Source organism: Pseudomonas sp. LBUM1672, from assembly GCF_059695655.1.
The window spans coordinates 2297706-2313628 of the sequence record NZ_CP166781.1; the positions used below are offsets into that span (position 1 = coordinate 2297706).

The window sequence follows — 15923 nt, forward strand, 5'->3', positions numbered from 1 at the left end:
CCATCCCCCTGTGGGAGCGAGCCTGCTCGCGATGACTGCGGCCCATTCAACATGGGTGGTGACTGACAGACCGCTATCGCGAGCAGGCTCGCTCCCACAGGGGGTCTCGGTTCTGCGGGTAGAAAAGGTGTTCATACGGAGCGCCCCGGTTCGCGGCTGATGTGTTGGCCGGCTTCAAGCAGTGTTGAACAGGCGCGCACGCGGCGGCCATCGCCCAGGCGCACCCAGCAGTCCTGGCAGGCGCCCATCAGGCAGAAGCCGGCGCGGGGTTCGGCGCTGAAGTCGCTGCCGCGCAGGTGTTCGCTGCAGGTCAGCACGGCGGTCAGCAGCGTGTCGCCGAGCAGGCCGGTCGCCGGTTTCCCGTCGAGGGTAAATTCCACAGCCGGGCGGTCGCCTTCGGCCAGTCGTTTCAGCAGTGCCATGGCGCCCTCATTGTTTACCCACCAGCACCCGATCCAGGCCATACACCCGATCGAGCAGAATCATCGTCAGCGCAGTCAGCCCGATCACCAGTGCCGACACCGCCGCCATCATCGGGTCAATGGATTCGGTGGCGTACACATACATGCGCACCGGCAGGGTTTGCGTGGCCGGCGAGGTGACGAAAATCGACAGCGTGACCTCGTCAAAACTGTTGATGAACGCCAGCAGCCAACCGCCGGCGACCCCCGGCAGAATCATCGGCAAGGTGATTTCCCGGAACAGCGTGAAACGCCCGGCACCGAGTGATTGCGCCGCGTGTTCGGCGCTGCGATCCAGGCCAATGGCCGAGGCCAACACCAACCGCAACACATACGGCGTAATCACCAGCACATGGGCGAAGATCAGCCAGGCGAAGCTACCGTTGACGCCCATCAGCGCAAACAGACGCAACAGCGCCACACCCAGCACCAGGTGCGGAATGATGATCGGTGACAAAAACAAACCGTTGAGAAAATCCCGGCCCGGAAACTCGAAACGCGTGATCGCCAGCGCCGCCGGCACCGCAATTAACGTCGCGATACTGGCCGCGCAAAATGCCAGAATCAGACTGTTGTAGAACGCATCGACAAAGTCGGCGCGCTCGAACACCGCGCGGAACCAGCGCAGGGAAAACTCCGTGGTGGGCAGGCTCAGGGTGTTTTCCGGGGTGAAGGCCACGAGGCACACCACCACCAGCGGCGCGAGCATGAACAGCACCACCAGGGCATGGAACAGCAGGGCGAAAGGACCGTTCTTGGACATGACGAGTTATCCCAATGACTTCTTGTAGCGGCCTTCGATCATCCGGTTCCACGACAGCATGATCAGCAGGTTGAGCAACAGCAGCGCGACCGCGATGGCTGCGCCCATCGGCCAGTTGAGCTCCGACAGGTATTGGTCGTAGATCAGCGTCGCGACCATCTTCAGGCGACGCCCGCCGAGCAGGCCGGGAATGGCAAAGGAACTGGCGGCGAGGCCGAACACGATCAAGGTGCCCGACAACACGCCCGGCATGATCTGCGGCAACACCACCTGGCGCATTACCGTGAAGTGGCTGGCGCCCAGCGACAGCGCGGCCTGCTCGGCGGCGGGGTCGAGTTTCTGCAGCGAGGTCCAGACCGGAATAATCATGAACGGCAGCATCACGTGGACCAGCGCAATCACCACTGCGAACGGCGTGTACAGCAACTTCATCGGCGAGCCGCCGAAGGCTTGCAGGGTCTGGTTGACTAGCCCGTCGGCACCGAGCAGCAGGCTCCAGCCGAAGGCGCGCACCACCACTGATATCAGCAGCGGCGTGAGGATCAGAATCAGGAAAATCGAGCGCCAAGGCGCGCCCATGCGGCTGAGGATGTAGGCCTCTGGCACACCGATCACCACGCAGAGCAGGGTGGTCAAGGCGCTGATCCACATTGTGCGCAGGAAGATTTCGTAGAAGTACGGATCGCCCAGCAAGCTGCTGTAGTGATCAAAAGTGAAAGCGTCGCCATTGATCCCCGAGCTGTAGTCAAAGACGTTGAACGACAGCACCAGGGTCAGGAGCAGCGGGATGATCAGCAGCCCGAGGTACAACGCCAGGGCCGGTGCCGACAGCCAGTAACCCTGGCGCCCTTGGCGAATGGCGGCAAGCGTACTCATGCCGGCACCTCATCGACAGTCAGCACCCGCAGCAATGTCGCGTCCCAATCGAGGCCGACCGCTGTGCCTTCGGTCAGCGGTGCCGAACCGTCGTTGCGGCGCACCACGCTGAGTTCGCCCAAGGTCGTCGAGACGCCGTACAACCATTGGCTGCCGAGGAAGAAACGGCTGACAATCTTGCCTTGCAGGCGACCCTGGCCCTGGTCGCGCAAATCGATTTTTTCCGGGCGCAGGCTCAGGGTCAGGTCACCGTCTCTTTGCACCTGGACCACGCCGGCGGCATCACGCTCGCCGGGCAGCAAATTGGCTTTGCCGACGAAGCCGGAAATGAACTCGGTGCGCGGGTGTTCGTAAAGGGTGTAGGGCGCATCGATCTGGGTGATGCGCCCGGCCTGCATCACCACCACGCGGTCGCTGATCGACAGCGCTTCGGATTGATCGTGGGTCACCATCAACGTGGTGATCCCGACTTCGCGCTGGATGCGGCGGATCTCGAATTGCATCTCTTCGCGCAAGTTGGCGTCGAGGTTGGACAGCGGCTCATCGAGCAGCAGCACCGGCGGCTCGATCACCAGGGCCCGGGCCAGTGCAACACGCTGGCGTTGGCCGCCGGAGAGTTCCCGAGGGTAACGCTCGGCGTGCTGATTGAGGCGCACCAGTTTCAGCACCCGATCGACCCGCTGTTGCAACTCGGCAGCGGGCACTTTGCGCATCCGCAAGCCAAAGGCGACGTTGTCTTTGACGGTCATGTGCGGGAACAGCGCGTAACTCTGGAACACCACGCCCAAGCCACGGCTGGCGGGTTTGGCGTGGGTGATGTCGCGACCGTCGAGCAGGATGCGCCCGCTGCTGACTTCAACGAAGCCGGCGATCATTTGCAGGGTGGTGGTTTTGCCGCAGCCGGAGGGGCCGAGCAGGGACACGAATTCGCCTTTCTCGACCGAGAGGTCGGTGGCGACGACGGCGTCGATCTCGCCGTAACGTTTGCCGAGTCCTTCAAGTTGCACAAAAGCCATAACTGCGCTCCACCTGAGATTGTTATGCGTCGCCCGAAGGCGCGCTTTTTTGTATGGGCAGATACGAAAGGTGTTGCTGGGTGCGTTGGCGCTCGACTTCAGTCGGCTGCCGCTGTTGTTCGAATCGCCCCTGTCTGGACGCAGAGTAGGACGAAGCCTAGGATGGGCTCAATGGCCTATTTCACTGAAGCGATGACTATTTTCAGTTTCATTCAGTGAGTAAATTTATTGTCGAGAAATCACATGCCTGATTCCATTGAGCGGAATGAAAACAAAAATGAAGTCGGTGTCGGGGCTGTGTCCAGACTGTTTGCGGTATTGCGCAGCCTGGGTGACACCGTCGAGGGCGGGGAGCGAGTGACGCAACTGGCGCAGCGCATCGGGCTGTCGCAACCGACCACCCACCGCTTGTTGCGCAGTTTGATGGACGAAGGCATGGTCGAGCAGGATGCACGCAGTAAACGCTATCGCCTGAGCCTGGAGTTTTTCGCGTTGGCGGCGCGGGCCGGCAACACCGGAAACCTGCGCGAACTGGTGCGGCCGTCGTTGTTGCGGCTGTCGGCTTCGTTGGGGGATTCGTTGTTTTTGCTGGCGCGCAGCGGCTTTGATGCGATCTGTCTGGACCGCAGCGAAGGGCCGTTTCCGATTCGCACCTTTACCGGCGATATCGGTGGGCGGGTGGCGCTGGGTGTGGGGCAGGGCAGCCTGGCGATTCTGGCGTTTCTGCCGGAGGAGGAGCGCGATACGGTGATCCATTACAACTTGCCGCGGCTCAAGGATTTTCACCTGTACGACGAGGTGTTCCTGCGTTCGGAAGTCGAGAATGTGCGCACGCTGGGTTACGCCGGGCGCAACACTGGCGTGCTGCAAGGCATGGCCGGGGTGGCAGTGCCGATTCTGGATCGCGAGGGGCGGGCCGTGGCGGCGTTGAGCGTAGCCACGGTGAGTGATCGCCTGGGGCCGGACCGTTTGCCGACGGTGGTGGAGATGCTCAAGCGCGAAGCGGCGTTGATCGGGCCGCGGATCAATCCGTTTGATCCGTTGTTGCGCAGGCCTTCGCAAGTGTTCGGGCAGGGCTGAACACATCCCTCACATCATCGCTCCCACAGGGGGATCGGTGGTGTGGTCAGAACTGGGTGGTCTGCTTGAGCATCTGCGCCGCCGGTGTATCGCTCGGGCTGACCATCGCATAGTTGTAACCGGCGCCGGACCAATACTCGGCCTGTAATTCACCATCGCTGCGACTGCCCCGAGGCAGCAGGTTGTTTTTCGGCCCGGGTGGTCGCACGTAGAAGCTGATCTTGTGCCCGCCCTGATCCTCGTAAACCACCATCGCCGCCGGCCCTTGCTCGGTGCTGAGCAAGCGGCCGCTGACCGGTTTGAAGCCTGAGCCCGACAGGTCCGGCAGGCGATTGGCGTGAGAGAAATAGCGGTCGAGCCAACCCTGCATGTCGCCGTCGTCGCTGACCTTGTAGTCGGCCGGCAGGATGCCTTGCTGGGCGATCAAACGGTAAGCCTGCATCGCATCGGTCATCGGCGGTGGCGCGCTGACCAGCGTCATTTCCCGCGCCTGCCAGCCGCTCAATCCGCCCACGCTGACGGCGATCAACAGCACCGCAGCGCTGGCCAGATGACGGCGGGACTGGCGTCTGATTCGTTGGCGGATCAACGCCGGGTCGAGGTCCGGGTTGGCCGTGTAGTGCAACGCGCCGCTCATGGCCGCGCGCAGTTGTTGGGCGTCCTGCTGCCAGTCGCGCACTTGCGCGGCGGTTTCCGGATTGCTCGCCAGGTAGGTTTCCACCAGGCGTCGGTCGGCGTCGTTGAGTTGATGATCGACGTAGGCGTGCAGGTCGCGTTCGCTCGGGGGCATGCTGATCATTTGAGTATCCGCAGAGAAGGGCTGGTGATTTCGCCGTCGCTGAGTTGGCGCAGGGCCTGACGGGCGCGGGACAGGCGGGACATCACGGTGCCGGTCGGGACGTCGAGAATCTCGGCGACCTCTTTATAACTCAAACCTTCCACCGACACCCAGAGCAGCAGCGCGCGCTGTTCAGTGGTGAGCTGGTCGAAGGCTTGCAGGGTGGATTGGGCAATCACGGTGCGTTCTACCGACGGCTCGGCATCGTCACGGCCGGTAAAGAATTCGAGCATCCGCGCGTAACGCCGGGTGCGCCGATGAGCGTCGAGAAATTGCCGGTAAAGAATAGAAAACAGCCAGGCGCGCAAATCGCCCTCGGCACGTTTGTCGCCCCAACTCGACAGGGCGCGCTCCAGGCTCGACTGCACCAGATCGTCTGCGCTGCTGGGATTGCGTGTCAACGACACGGCAAACCGGCGCAGTCTGGGAATGATTTCTCTGAGTTGTTCGTCGATATCGTTCATGAAGTTCTGACTAGTCACTACGCTGTGGTGAGTGTCAGGGAGACGCCCGCCATTGGAGGTTATTCCACGCCTGAAAAAATAAATACCGGGCGATGGAATAAAGCGGTGTGGCGTACGTCTGCTTGGTTCTTCTCACTTGTGGCCGATGGCCCTGGAGTCATTCATGGTAGATCGCTCATCTCCGCCCACCCGGCCACCCTTGAGTGCCGCGAGCCGGGCATTTCGCCTGACCGGCATTGCTGTGGTCGTCGCTGTTTTGGCCGGGGCTTTTGCCTACGTCAACGGCACACTCGACCCACAGCGCTTGACGCCGAAAAAGCTGATCAATGTGCTGGAAACCAACAACGGCGTGCACCCGGGGTTTCGCCGTAACCACTCCAAAGGGGTGTGCGTGATCGGGCATTTCGAGAGCAGTGGCGAGGCACGCAGCTATTCCAGCGCCCAGGTCTTCAGCGAGCCGCAGACCCCGGTGGTCGGGCGTTTCGCATTGCCTGCGGGCAATCCCTACGCGCCTGACAACAGCGTGCCGATCCGCAGCATGGCGTTGCGTTTCACCCAGGCTAACGGTCAGCAATGGCGCACCGGGATGAACAGCATGCCGGTGTTCCCGGTGGGCACGCCTGAAGCGTTCTATCAATTGCAGCAAGCGCAATCGCCGGACCCGGCCACCGGCAAGCCGAACCCCGCGGCGGTTCCGGCCTTCTTTGGCGCTCACCCGGAAGCCGCGCCGTTCCTGGCCTGGATCAAGACTGCCAAGCCGTCAGCCAGTTATGCGACGGAGACCTACAACAGTGTCAACGCGTTTTACCTGGTGAACGCGGCCGGTCAGCGCCAAGCGGTGCGTTGGAGCATGACGCCGATTGCTCAGGATGCGGCGGGTGCCACGGCGCCTGAAGGGGCTGACTTCCTGGAAAAAGACCTGGTGCAACGTTTGTCCGCCGGGCCGCTGCGTTGGCAGTTGAACATCACCCTGGCGAACGCCGGTGATCCGGTCAACGACGCCAGCAAGGCCTGGCCTGACGGCCGCAAAGTGGTGAACGCCGGCACCTTGGTGCTGGAACGCACGCAACCGCAACTCGACGGCGAATGCCGTGACATCAACTACGACCCCCTCGTATTGCCGGCCGGTATCGAAGGTTCCGACGACCCATTGCTCGCCGCGCGCTCGGCGGGGTACGCCAGTTCCTACCTGCGCCGCACCAGTGAAGTCAAACAGTTGCCTGCCGCCAACGCTAAACAGGAGGCTCATCAATGAGCGCTCAACCTAACCATTTCGCACCGTTGGCGCGGCTGCTGCATTGGCTGATGGCGCTGATGATCATCGCAATGCTGTTTATCGGCGCGGGCATGGTGGCCTCGGTGTCCGAGCGGCATGAATGGCTGATCCATCTGCACAAACCCTTGGGCATCGCGATTCTGTTGCTGGTGATTGTGCGGCTGGTGGTGCGTTTTTCCACGCAACAGCCACCATTACCGGCGGACTTGCCCGGTTGGCAAGTGGTGGCGGCGAAGGCTTCGCATGTCTTGCTGTACGCGTTGATGCTGATTTTGCCGCTGCTGGGCTGGGCGATGATCTCGGCGGCGGGTGACCCGGTGATGCTCAGCAATTCGATTCAGTTGCCGTCGATCCTGCCGGCCAATGCACAGATGTTTGCGTTTCTGCGCAAGGCTCATGGGTATCTGGCGTATCTGCTGTTTCTAACCGTGCTGTTGCATCTGGCAGCAGCGTTGTTTCACGGTTGGGTGCGACGTGATGAGGTGCTGGATAGCATGTTGCGCGGGAAGGATCGCTGATGATCTGTAGCAGCTGGCGCAGCCTGCGTTCGGCTGCGAAGCGGTCGTAATTCGGACACCTCGGTTGATATGAAAGACCGCGGTGTTTGGTTTTACGACTGCTTCGCAGCCGGACGCAGCCTTCGGCAGCTGCTACATGGACCGCGTTGTCAGCGCAGGGTATCGACCATATCGGCAACGGTCGTCAGCACGTCTTTGCCCAATTGCTTGGAGCGCTTGCCCGACCAACCAGTCAGTGCGTTGGGCGCGTCGTTGTTGTCCTTGAAGGGCATTTCCAGGGTCAGCGACAGGCAGTCGTACTTCTGACCAACACTGTTACAGGCCAGCGTCATGTTGGCCTTGCCCGGTTCGTCGCGGGTGTAGCCGTGCTTGGTCTGGAAGTCTTTGGTCAGGTGTTTCAGATGATCGCGGAAGTGGGTTTCGAGTTTTTCAATCCGCGGCGTATAACCCGGGTTGCCTTCGCAACCGGCGGTAAACACGTAGGGGATTTCCTCATCGCCATGGATGTCGAGGAACAAGTCGACGCCGTACGCTTCCATTTGTTGCTGAACGAACAGCACTTCCGGGCTGATTTCCTGGCTGGCGCTCTGCCAGGCGCGGTTCAGGTCCTGGCCCATGGCGTTGGTGCGCAGGTGACCGTGAAAGGCACCGTCCGGGTTCATGTTCGGCACCAGGTACAGGTCGGCGCTGGCCAGCAGTTTGTTCAGGACCGGGTCGTCGTGCTTTTCCAGACGTTCGATCACGCCTTCCATGAACCACTCGGCCATGTGTTCGCCGGGGTGTTGCTGGGCAATCATCCAGACCTTGCGCTGACCTTCGGCGCCGGTGCCTTTACGCAATAACTGGATGTCACGACCTTCCGCGCTTTTGCCGGTCGCCAGCAGCTCGGCGCCGGCCTTGGTCTGCGCCTGTTCGATCAGCCAGTCATGACGGCCACGGCTGTAGGGTTCGAAATAGGCAAACCAGGCGTGGGTGGCCGTGGCTTCGAGGCTGAAACGCAGGCAGTCGCCTTCGAAGATGGTCGGCACGCGGAACCAGTTGACGTGGTCGTAGGACGCCACGGCCTGATAACCGTCCCAGGCCTTGTTATACGAGGACTTGCTGGCATTGTTCAGTCGAAACCAGTGCTCTTGACCGACGTGCAGACCGCTGGCCTTGAAATGGAACCACTGGAAATGTTGGCTGCGGGTGTCGGGTTTGATGGCGAGCAGGGCTTGAAGTGGATTGCTGATGTCCAGCACTTCAATGTTGCCGCTGTCGAAATTGGCGCTGATGTCGAAAGAAGATTTAGCCACGGTCATAGTCGATTCCTGAATATGATTTTTATGGCTGCTACTTTACACGCTGGGAGGGGAAAAACCGGGGGAAATTGCGGGGTAAAAGGGGGGCGTCTTCCTTGACGCAGACGCAGCTTAGAGACTGTGCTAGTGATTCTCAAGTGCTATTTTTCTTTAGTTTGGGCCAATGATGCCGGGCTTCTCTTGCCAATGGATACTCTTTTGATATCATCCGCGCCAATCGAATTCGCAACACTTGAAGACTTCATTAGCCTGAAGCCAAAGCCAGAATAACTGGCAAAAAAAAGACCCGGCAAAAAGCCGGGTCGAAAACCGTGATTAGCCTGATGAGGAGATAGTCCAGGAGACCGACCTAAGGTCTCTTGGTCCATCGACTGATCTCGCGATCAGCTGAATGCAATAATAATCATTCTCGTTTGCAAGTCAAATGATTTTATCTGCGCGATTGGAAAATTCTTTCCCGTCTTCCTCAGCAGAGCGTCCGACTCAGACGCTCTGATGCCCTTGTAAAGAGCGATCAATCATCGCCTTGGCCATGTCGATCATATGCACCGTCGAAAAGGCCAGATCGCGCCTTGCGCCGTTCAGGTTGCTGGCCGACTCGTAGGCCGTCGCCGCGGCACACCGCAACAGATCCGACGCATGCACCAGCGCCTCTTCACCGCTGACGGCAGGGTTCACATCAAAAAATCGCTCCTCGACCACCGCTTCTGACACAGTTGGTTTCAAGTAATAGTCCAAGGCTTTTTGCGCGGCGGCGTTGCCTTTGGGCGAGGTGAGGGTGGTGTCCATTTGCATATCCGACAGGTCATTGCTGGGTAACGTCATGGCGATGGCAAGCTCCGTGATAGATTCAGATCCGTGAAACAATCCTAGTACGAACTGTATTTGTGACGAGAATTTAAATACTACAATTTGTGTTTTGTTGCTCGGAGTCCGCGACGTATCGTGCCGCCCATGGATAAATGGATTGAGTTGGTCAAAGCCAAGATGAGTGAACTCAAAGTCACTCAGGAAGTACTCGCCGATCGCCTCGGGATGTCCCAGGGTGGCGTGGGTCATTGGCTGAATAAACGCCGTCAGCCGAGCATCGAAGACATGAATCGTGTCTTGCGCGCGCTCGGGATGGATTTTCTGGAAGTGGCAATGGTGATCCGGGAGCCCGTGGTGCTGCAGGACGACGAGATGTCCCTGACGCACAAGTACAACCCGTACTTCCGTTACCCGGTCAGTGACTGGCGCCTGCCTGCCGAGGTGCGTGACGGTGAGCTCTCGGTCTACGGCAAGCCGCGATTCGAACTGACCGATTACCACGCTCAGGGCGCGGCCTTCTGGCTCGAAGTGGTCGGCGACGCTATGACCGCGCCGAGCGGAATCAGCATTGCCGAGGGCATGATGATCCTGGTGGACCCGGCCATTGTGCCGGAACCCGGAAAACTGGTGATCGCGCAATGGGCGGACAGCGTCGAAGCGATCTTTCGCAAGCTGATCGAGGAGGGCGGGCAGCGTTACCTGGTCCCGCTCAATCCGACGTATCCGAAAGCCCTGTTCACCGAAGAGTGTCGAATCCTCGGTGTAGTGGTTCAGGCAACGGCTAAATTCTAGTCAGATCGGTCCTCGCAATGCGTAGGACCGATCTTCATTTCACGCTTCTTCCAGTTCGACCAACGCACTGCCTTCGCTGACCATCTCGCCTTCCTGGCAATACAGCGCCTTGATCACCCCGGCGTGAGGCGCGCGAATGCTGTGCTCCATCTTCATTGCTTCCAGCACCACCAGTTGCGCCCCGGCTTCGACCGTTTGCCCTGCCTCGACCAGTACGCGCACGATACTGCCGTTCATGGGCGCGGTGAGCCCACCTTGATGGCTGTGGCTGGCTTCGACGGCACTGATCGGGTCGTAGGCCTCGATGCGGCGCAATTCACCTTCCCATTGCAGATACACCACCTCGCCACGACGGATTGCCCGGTGCTGGCGACGCACGCCGTCGTGTTCGGTCAGCAACTGCTCACCCTTGAGCTGTGCGGTGTGGGTGTCAACGTTACCCAGCGTCAGCGCCCGGTCCTGTCCTTCGCAACTCAAGTGAAGGGTGATTTCTCTCGGCAGTCCCGCCCGGAAACCATTGCCCACAGCCCAAGGCGAACTCAGGTTATCAGCCCGAGGAGTACCCGGCTGGCTCTGCGCAAACGCCTGGGCGGCGGCTTGCCAGAACTCATCACTGAGGTCCGCAGGCTCTGGCAACAATTGCTCCTGATAACGCGGAATAAACCCGGTATCCAGTTGCGCCGCAGCGAATGCCGGGTGAGCGATGATCCGGCGCAGGAAGTTGATGTTGGTCTTCAGCCCGCCGATCGCAAACTCATCGAGCATGCTCAACAATCGCAGTCGCGCCTGCTCACGGTCCTCGCCCCAGGCAATCAGCTTGCCGAGCATCGGGTCGTAGAACGGCGAAATCTCATCGCCTTCTTCGACGCCACTGTCGACCCGACGTCCCGGGCCTTCGGCTGATTCGCGATACAGCGCCAGGCGCCCGGTGGCCGGCAGGAAATCATAGCTTGGGTCTTCGGCATACAGCCGCACTTCAATCGCATGGCCGATCAACGGAACCTGTTCTTGAGTCATCGGCAACGCTTCACCGCGCGCCACACGAATCTGCCACGCCACCAGATCGAGGCCAGTGATCGCTTCGGTCACCGGGTGCTCGACCTGCAGACGCGTGTTCATCTCCATGAAGAAAAACTCGCCGCGTGAATCCAGCAAAAACTCCACGGTGCCGGCGCCGACATAGCCGATGGCCTGCGCCGAACGCACGGCGGCTTCGCCCATGGCGCGACGCAGTTCCGGGCTCAAGCCGGGAGCGGGCGCTTCTTCGACGACTTTCTGATGGCGACGCTGAATCGAGCAGTCACGTTCATTGAGGTACAGGCAGTTACCGTGCTGATCGGCGAACACCTGGATCTCCACATGACGCGGCTTGAGCAGGTATTTCTCCACCAGCATCCGCGAATCACCAAACGAGGATTTCGCTTCACGTTGCGCCGAGGCCAGGGCTTCGGCCAACTGGCTGACGTCCTCAACCACTTTCATGCCTTTGCCACCGCCGCCCGCCGTGGCCTTGAGCAGCACCGGATAACCGATGCGTTCGCAGGCGTCGCGGAAGGTGTCGAAGTCCTGGGCTTCGCCGTGATAGCCGGGCACGAGGGGCACGCCAGCGGTTTCCATCAAGGCTTTCGCGGCGGACTTGCTGCCCATCGCGTCAATGGCCGAGGCGGGCGGGCCGAGGAAGATCAGGCCGGCGTCTTCAATGGCACGGGCGAACCCGGCGTTCTCGGACAAAAAGCCATAACCGGGATGAATCGCCTGAGCGCCGCTGGCCTTGGCCGCCGCGATCAGTTTATCGATTTGCAGGTAACTGTCAGCGGCTTTGCTGCCGCCGAGGTCGACGCGGATATCCGCTTCGCGGCTGTGTCGGGCTTCACGGTCAGTGGCGCTGTGCACGGCCACGGTGGTCAGGCCCAGGGCTTTGGCGGTACGCATGACCCGGCAGGCGATTTCGCCACGGTTGGCCACCAGCAGGGTGGTGAGAACAGGTGCGCTCATCAACGCGGCTCCTTGGTGGTGGTCGGGGCTTGCCAGCTCGGCGGACGCTTCTGCAGAAAGGCGCGCAGGCCCTCCTGGCCTTCGGGGCTGACGCGGATGCGGGCGATGGCATTCTCGGTGTAACGACGTAGCGCAGGGGTCAGCGCGCCGTTGCCGACTTCGCGCAGCAAATCCTTGCTGACGCGCATGGCGGCCGGGCTGTTGAGCAGCAGGTTGTCGATCCACTTTTCCACGTTCTGTTCCAGCTCAGCGACCGGATAGCTTTCCGATAACAGGCCTATCTCCCGCGCCCGTTGGCCGCCGAAACGCTCGGCGGTCAGCGCATAGCGACGTGCCGCGCGTTCGCCAATGGCTTGCACCACGAACGGGCTGATGACCGCCGGCGCCAGGCCGATGCGTACTTCCGACAGGCAAAACTGCGCGTCATCGGCGCCAATCGCCATGTCGCAGCAACTGATCAGGCCCAGCGCGCCGCCATAAGCCGCGCCCTGAACCACGGCCAGGGTCGGGATTTTCAGTTTGGCGAGGTTGTACATCAACTCCGCCAGTTCCCGGGCGTCGTCGAGGTTGGTGTGGTAATCGAGCTCGGCCGATTGCTGCATCCAGGCCAGGTCGGCACCGGCGCTGAAATGCTTGCCGCGGCCGCGCACCAGCAGAAACCGCAGGCTGGCATCGGTCGACACCTTGTCCAGGGCGAGGATCAGTTCGCGGATCATCTCGGCGTTGAACGCGTTGTTCTTTTCTTCACGGCTGAGCCACAGGGTCGCGAAACCTCGTGGGTCGGTCAGCAGTTCGAGGGTGTTGAAGTCGCTCATGATTTTCTCCCGATCACATCCGGAACACGCCGAAGCGGCTCGGTTCGATTGGCGCGTTCAGCGACGCGGACAAGGCCAGGGCCAGCACGTCGCGGGTCTGCGCCGGGTCGATGACGCCGTCGTCCCACAGCCGTGCGCTGGAGTAGTAAGGGTGGCCCTGTTCCTCGTATTGATCGAGGATCGGCTGCTTGATCTCGGCCTCCTGCTCGGCGCTGAAACCCTGGCCACTGCGCTCGGCCTGCTCGCGTTTGACCTGAACCAGCACGCCGGCCGCCTGTTCGGCGCCCATCACGCCGATGCGCGCGTTCGGCCACATCCACAGGAAACGCGGATCGTAAGCGCGTCCGCACATGCCGTAGTTACCGGCGCCAAAACTGCCGCCAATGATCACCGTGAATTTAGGCACCTTGGCGCACGCCACCGCGGTCACCAGTTTTGCGCCGTGCTTGGCGATGCCGCCGGCCTCGTATTTCTGGCCGACCATGAAACCGGTGATGTTTTGCAGGAACAGCAACGGAATGCCGCGCTGGCAGGCCAGTTCAATAAAGTGCGCGCCTTTCTGCGCGGCTTCGGCGAACAGGATGCCGTTGTTGGCAAGGATCGCGATCGGGTAACCGTGCAGATGCGCGAAGCCGCACACCAGCGTGGTCCCGAACAGCGCTTTGAATTCGTCGAACACCGACCCGTCGACCAACCGCGAGATCACCTCGCGCACATCGAACGGTTGCTTGGCGTCGGCCGAGACCACGCCGTACAGCTCGTCGCTGGCGTAGAGTGGGGCGATCGGCGTGCGCTGTTGCAGTTCGCCGAGCTTGCGCCAGTTGAGGTTGGCAACGCTGCGTCGTGCAATGGCCAAGGCGTGTTCGTCGCTCTCGGCGTAATGGTCGGCGACACCGGAAATCTTGCAGTGCACATCGGCCCCGCCGAGGTCTTCGGCGCTGACCACTTCACCCGTCGCCGCTTTTACCAGCGGCGGACCGGCGAGGAAAATGGTGGCCTGCTGGCGCACCATGATCGCTTCGTCAGCCATCGCTGGCACATAGGCGCCACCGGCGGTGCAGGAACCCATGACCACCGCGATTTGCGGAATGCCCATGGCGCTCATGTTGGCCTGGTTAAAGAAGATCCGCCCAAAATGCTCACGGTCCGGAAACACTTCATCCTGACGCGGCAGGTTGGCGCCGCCGGAGTCCACCAGATAGATGCACGGCAAGCGGTTTTGCTGAGCGATAGTCTGCGCGCGCAGGTGTTTTTTCACGGTCAGCGGGTAATACGAGCCACCTTTCACGGTGGCGTCGTTGGCGACGATCATGCATTCGACGCCTTCCACACGGCCGATCCCGGCAATCACGCCAGCCGCCGGAACGTCTTCGCCGTACACCGCGTAGGCCGCCAGTTGGCTGATCTCGAGAAACGGTGAGCCCGGATCGAGCAGGCGATTGATCCGCTCACGCGGCAGCAATTTGCCCCGCGATGTATGACGCTCTTGCGCCTTTGGGCCGCCACCTTGCTGCACTTGGGCGAGCAGGGTGTGCAGGGCGTCGACCTGTTTGAGCATCGCCGCGCTGTTGGCCGCGAACTCCGCCGAACGGGGGTTGAGCTGGGTATGCAGGATAGCCATGGACAGCTCCGTTTAGCGGGTTTCGTTGAACAGTTCGCGACCGATCAGCATGCGACGAATCTCACTGGTGCCGGCGCCGATTTCGTACAGCTTGGCGTCACGCAGCAGACGACCCGCCGGGAATTCGTTGATGTAGCCGTTGCCGCCCAGAATCTGGATCGCGTCGAGGGCCATTTGCGTGGCGCGTTCGGCGCTGTAGAGGATCACGCCGGCGGCGTCCTTGCGGGTGGTTTCGCCACGCTCGCAGGCCTGGGCCACCGCATACAAGTAGGCGCGGCTGGCGTTGAGTTGGGTGTACATGTCGGCGACTTTGCCCTGGATCAGCTGGAACTCGCCGATGCTTTGGCCGAATTGCTTGCGGTCATGGATGTACGGAACGATCAGGTCCATGCAGGCTTGCATGATGCCGGTCGGGCCGCCGGACAGCACGACGCGTTCGTAGTCGAGGCCGCTCATCAGCACTTTCACGCCGCCGTTGAGGATGCCGAGGATGTTTTCTTCCGGCACTTCGACGTCATCGAAAAACAGCTCGCAGGTGTTGGAGCCGCGCATGCCGAGCTTGTCGAATTTGTTGCTGCGGCTGAAGCCTTTCCAGTCACGTTCGACGATGAATGCGGTGATGCCGTGGGGACCTTTTTCCAGGTCGGTCTTGGCGTAGATCACGTAGGTGTTGGCGTCCGGACCGTTGGTGATCCAGGTTTTGCTGCCGTTGAGAACGTAGTGATCGCCACGTTTATCGGCGCGAAGTTTCATCGACACCACGTCGGAACCGGCATTCGGTTCGCTCATGGCCAGGGCGCCGATGTGTTCGCCGCTGATCAGCTTGGGCAAGTACTTGGTTTTCTGTTCGTGATTGCCGTTGCGGTTGATCTGGTTGACGCAGAGGTTGGAATGCGCGCCGTAGGACAGGGCGACCGACGCCGAGCCGCGGCTGATTTCTTCCATGATCACTACATGCGCCAGATAGCCCAGGCCAGCACCGCCGTATTCTTCCGGCACGGTAACGCCGAGCAGGCCCATGTCGCCGAATTTGCGCCACAGGTCGGCCGGGAACAGATTGTCGATGTCGATCTGAGCGGCGCGCGGGGCGATCTCTTTGGCGACGAAGGACTGAACCTGATCGCGCAGCATGTCGATGGTTTCACCGAGGGCAAAGTTCAGGGATGGGTAGCTCATGGGTCACCTTTTGGCTTTTTTGTAGGGTGGGGAGGGCAGTGTTTCGGCTCTCACCTTTACGTTAACGTAAGCCTGTGACGAATGGCTGTCAATCACCCTTTACGTTAACGTCAACTTGAGC

At 60.9% G+C, this 15923-nt stretch carries 16 protein-coding genes; 4 read left to right on the forward strand and 12 right to left on the reverse strand.

Annotated elements, in window-relative coordinates; genetic code table 11:
* Window positions 1-131: 131 nt before the first annotated feature.
* From ACA053_RS10480 to ACA053_RS10495, 4 genes are read right to left on the reverse strand one after another with little or no spacing between them, the layout of a single operon-like run.
* Entirely contained in the window at window positions 132-422 is a 291-nt protein-coding gene (locus ACA053_RS10480) for a (2Fe-2S)-binding protein (protein WP_497317042.1), read from the reverse strand.
* A 7-nt stretch (window positions 423-429) separates the two neighbouring features.
* A complete protein-coding gene (locus ACA053_RS10485; protein WP_077749753.1) occupies window positions 430-1224 on the reverse strand; it encodes an ABC transporter permease in 795 nt (264 codons plus the stop codon).
* Window positions 1225-1230: 6 nt separating this feature from the next.
* Complete coding sequence (locus ACA053_RS10490; RefSeq protein ID WP_109629324.1) at window positions 1231-2100, reverse strand: ABC transporter permease; 870 nt, start codon at window positions 2098-2100, stop codon at window positions 1231-1233.
* Window positions 2097-3116 (reverse strand): ABC transporter ATP-binding protein, encoded by a 1020-nt coding sequence (locus ACA053_RS10495; protein WP_109629326.1) that lies wholly within the window; start codon window positions 3114-3116, stop codon window positions 2097-2099. Before ACA053_RS10495 ends, ACA053_RS10490 begins: the two co-directional genes overlap by 4 nt.
* A 243-nt stretch (window positions 3117-3359) precedes the next feature.
* On the opposite strand from ACA053_RS10495, the gene ACA053_RS10500 reads away from it, so the two are divergent.
* Complete coding sequence (locus tag ACA053_RS10500; protein ID WP_109629330.1) at window positions 3360-4196, forward strand: IclR family transcriptional regulator; 837 nt, start codon at window positions 3360-3362, stop codon at window positions 4194-4196.
* A 46-nt stretch (window positions 4197-4242) separates the two neighbouring features.
* On the opposite strand, the gene ACA053_RS10505 is transcribed toward ACA053_RS10500, so the two are convergent.
* Together ACA053_RS10505 and ACA053_RS10510 are read right to left on the reverse strand one after the other, a co-directional pair.
* On the reverse strand, window positions 4243-4995 hold the full coding sequence (locus ACA053_RS10505; RefSeq protein ID WP_497395341.1) for an anti-sigma factor family protein: 753 nt from the start codon (window positions 4993-4995) through the stop codon (window positions 4243-4245).
* Window positions 4992-5498: an RNA polymerase sigma factor gene (locus ACA053_RS10510; RefSeq protein WP_109629333.1), complete on the reverse strand. Its 507-nt coding sequence runs from the start codon at window positions 5496-5498 to the stop codon at window positions 4992-4994. The genes ACA053_RS10505 and ACA053_RS10510 overlap by 4 nt, the downstream gene beginning before the upstream one ends.
* A gap of 163 nt (window positions 5499-5661) precedes the next feature.
* Here ACA053_RS10510 and ACA053_RS10515 point away from each other — a divergent pair, with 163 nt between their 5' ends.
* Window positions 5662-6753 carry a catalase family peroxidase gene (locus tag ACA053_RS10515; RefSeq protein WP_497395343.1) on the forward strand — a complete coding sequence of 364 codons (1092 nt, stop codon included), beginning with the start codon at window positions 5662-5664 and terminating at the stop codon, window positions 6751-6753.
* Entirely contained in the window at window positions 6750-7292 is a 543-nt protein-coding gene (locus ACA053_RS10520) for a cytochrome b (protein ID WP_497395345.1), read from the forward strand. The genes ACA053_RS10515 and ACA053_RS10520 overlap by 4 nt, the downstream gene beginning before the upstream one ends.
* Before the next feature lie 149 nt (window positions 7293-7441).
* Here ACA053_RS10520 and ACA053_RS10525 read toward each other — a convergent pair whose 3' ends face one another.
* Together ACA053_RS10525 and ACA053_RS10530 are read right to left on the reverse strand one after the other, a co-directional pair.
* Window positions 7442-8593: a M14 family metallopeptidase gene (locus ACA053_RS10525; RefSeq protein WP_109629339.1), complete on the reverse strand. Its 1152-nt coding sequence runs from the start codon at window positions 8591-8593 to the stop codon at window positions 7442-7444.
* Window positions 8594-9076: 483 nt separating this feature from the next.
* A complete protein-coding gene (locus ACA053_RS10530) occupies window positions 9077-9418 on the reverse strand; it encodes a DUF6124 family protein (RefSeq protein WP_109629340.1) in 342 nt (113 codons plus the stop codon).
* 129 nt (window positions 9419-9547) lie between these two features.
* On the opposite strand from ACA053_RS10530, the gene ACA053_RS10535 reads away from it, so the two are divergent.
* Window positions 9548-10195, forward strand: a complete 648-nt coding sequence (locus tag ACA053_RS10535) for a LexA family protein (RefSeq protein ID WP_109629342.1) — start codon at window positions 9548-9550, stop codon at window positions 10193-10195.
* A 39-nt stretch (window positions 10196-10234) separates the two neighbouring features.
* Here ACA053_RS10535 and ACA053_RS10540 read toward each other — a convergent pair whose 3' ends face one another.
* From ACA053_RS10540 to ACA053_RS10555, 4 genes are read right to left on the reverse strand one after another with little or no spacing between them, the layout of a single operon-like run.
* Window positions 10235-12190, reverse strand: a complete 1956-nt coding sequence (locus ACA053_RS10540) for an acetyl/propionyl/methylcrotonyl-CoA carboxylase subunit alpha (protein WP_497395347.1) — start codon at window positions 12188-12190, stop codon at window positions 10235-10237.
* A complete protein-coding gene (locus tag ACA053_RS10545; protein ID WP_497395349.1) occupies window positions 12190-13005 on the reverse strand; it encodes a gamma-carboxygeranoyl-CoA hydratase in 816 nt (271 codons plus the stop codon). Before ACA053_RS10545 ends, ACA053_RS10540 begins: the two co-directional genes overlap by 1 nt.
* Before the next feature lie 13 nt (window positions 13006-13018).
* Window positions 13019-14626 carry a carboxyl transferase domain-containing protein gene (locus ACA053_RS10550; protein ID WP_219097080.1) on the reverse strand — a complete coding sequence of 536 codons (1608 nt, stop codon included), beginning with the start codon at window positions 14624-14626 and terminating at the stop codon, window positions 13019-13021.
* Window positions 14627-14638: 12 nt separating this feature from the next.
* On the reverse strand, window positions 14639-15802 hold the full coding sequence (locus tag ACA053_RS10555; RefSeq protein ID WP_438658451.1) for an isovaleryl-CoA dehydrogenase: 1164 nt from the start codon (window positions 15800-15802) through the stop codon (window positions 14639-14641).
* Between the last annotated feature and the right edge of the window lie 121 nt (window positions 15803-15923).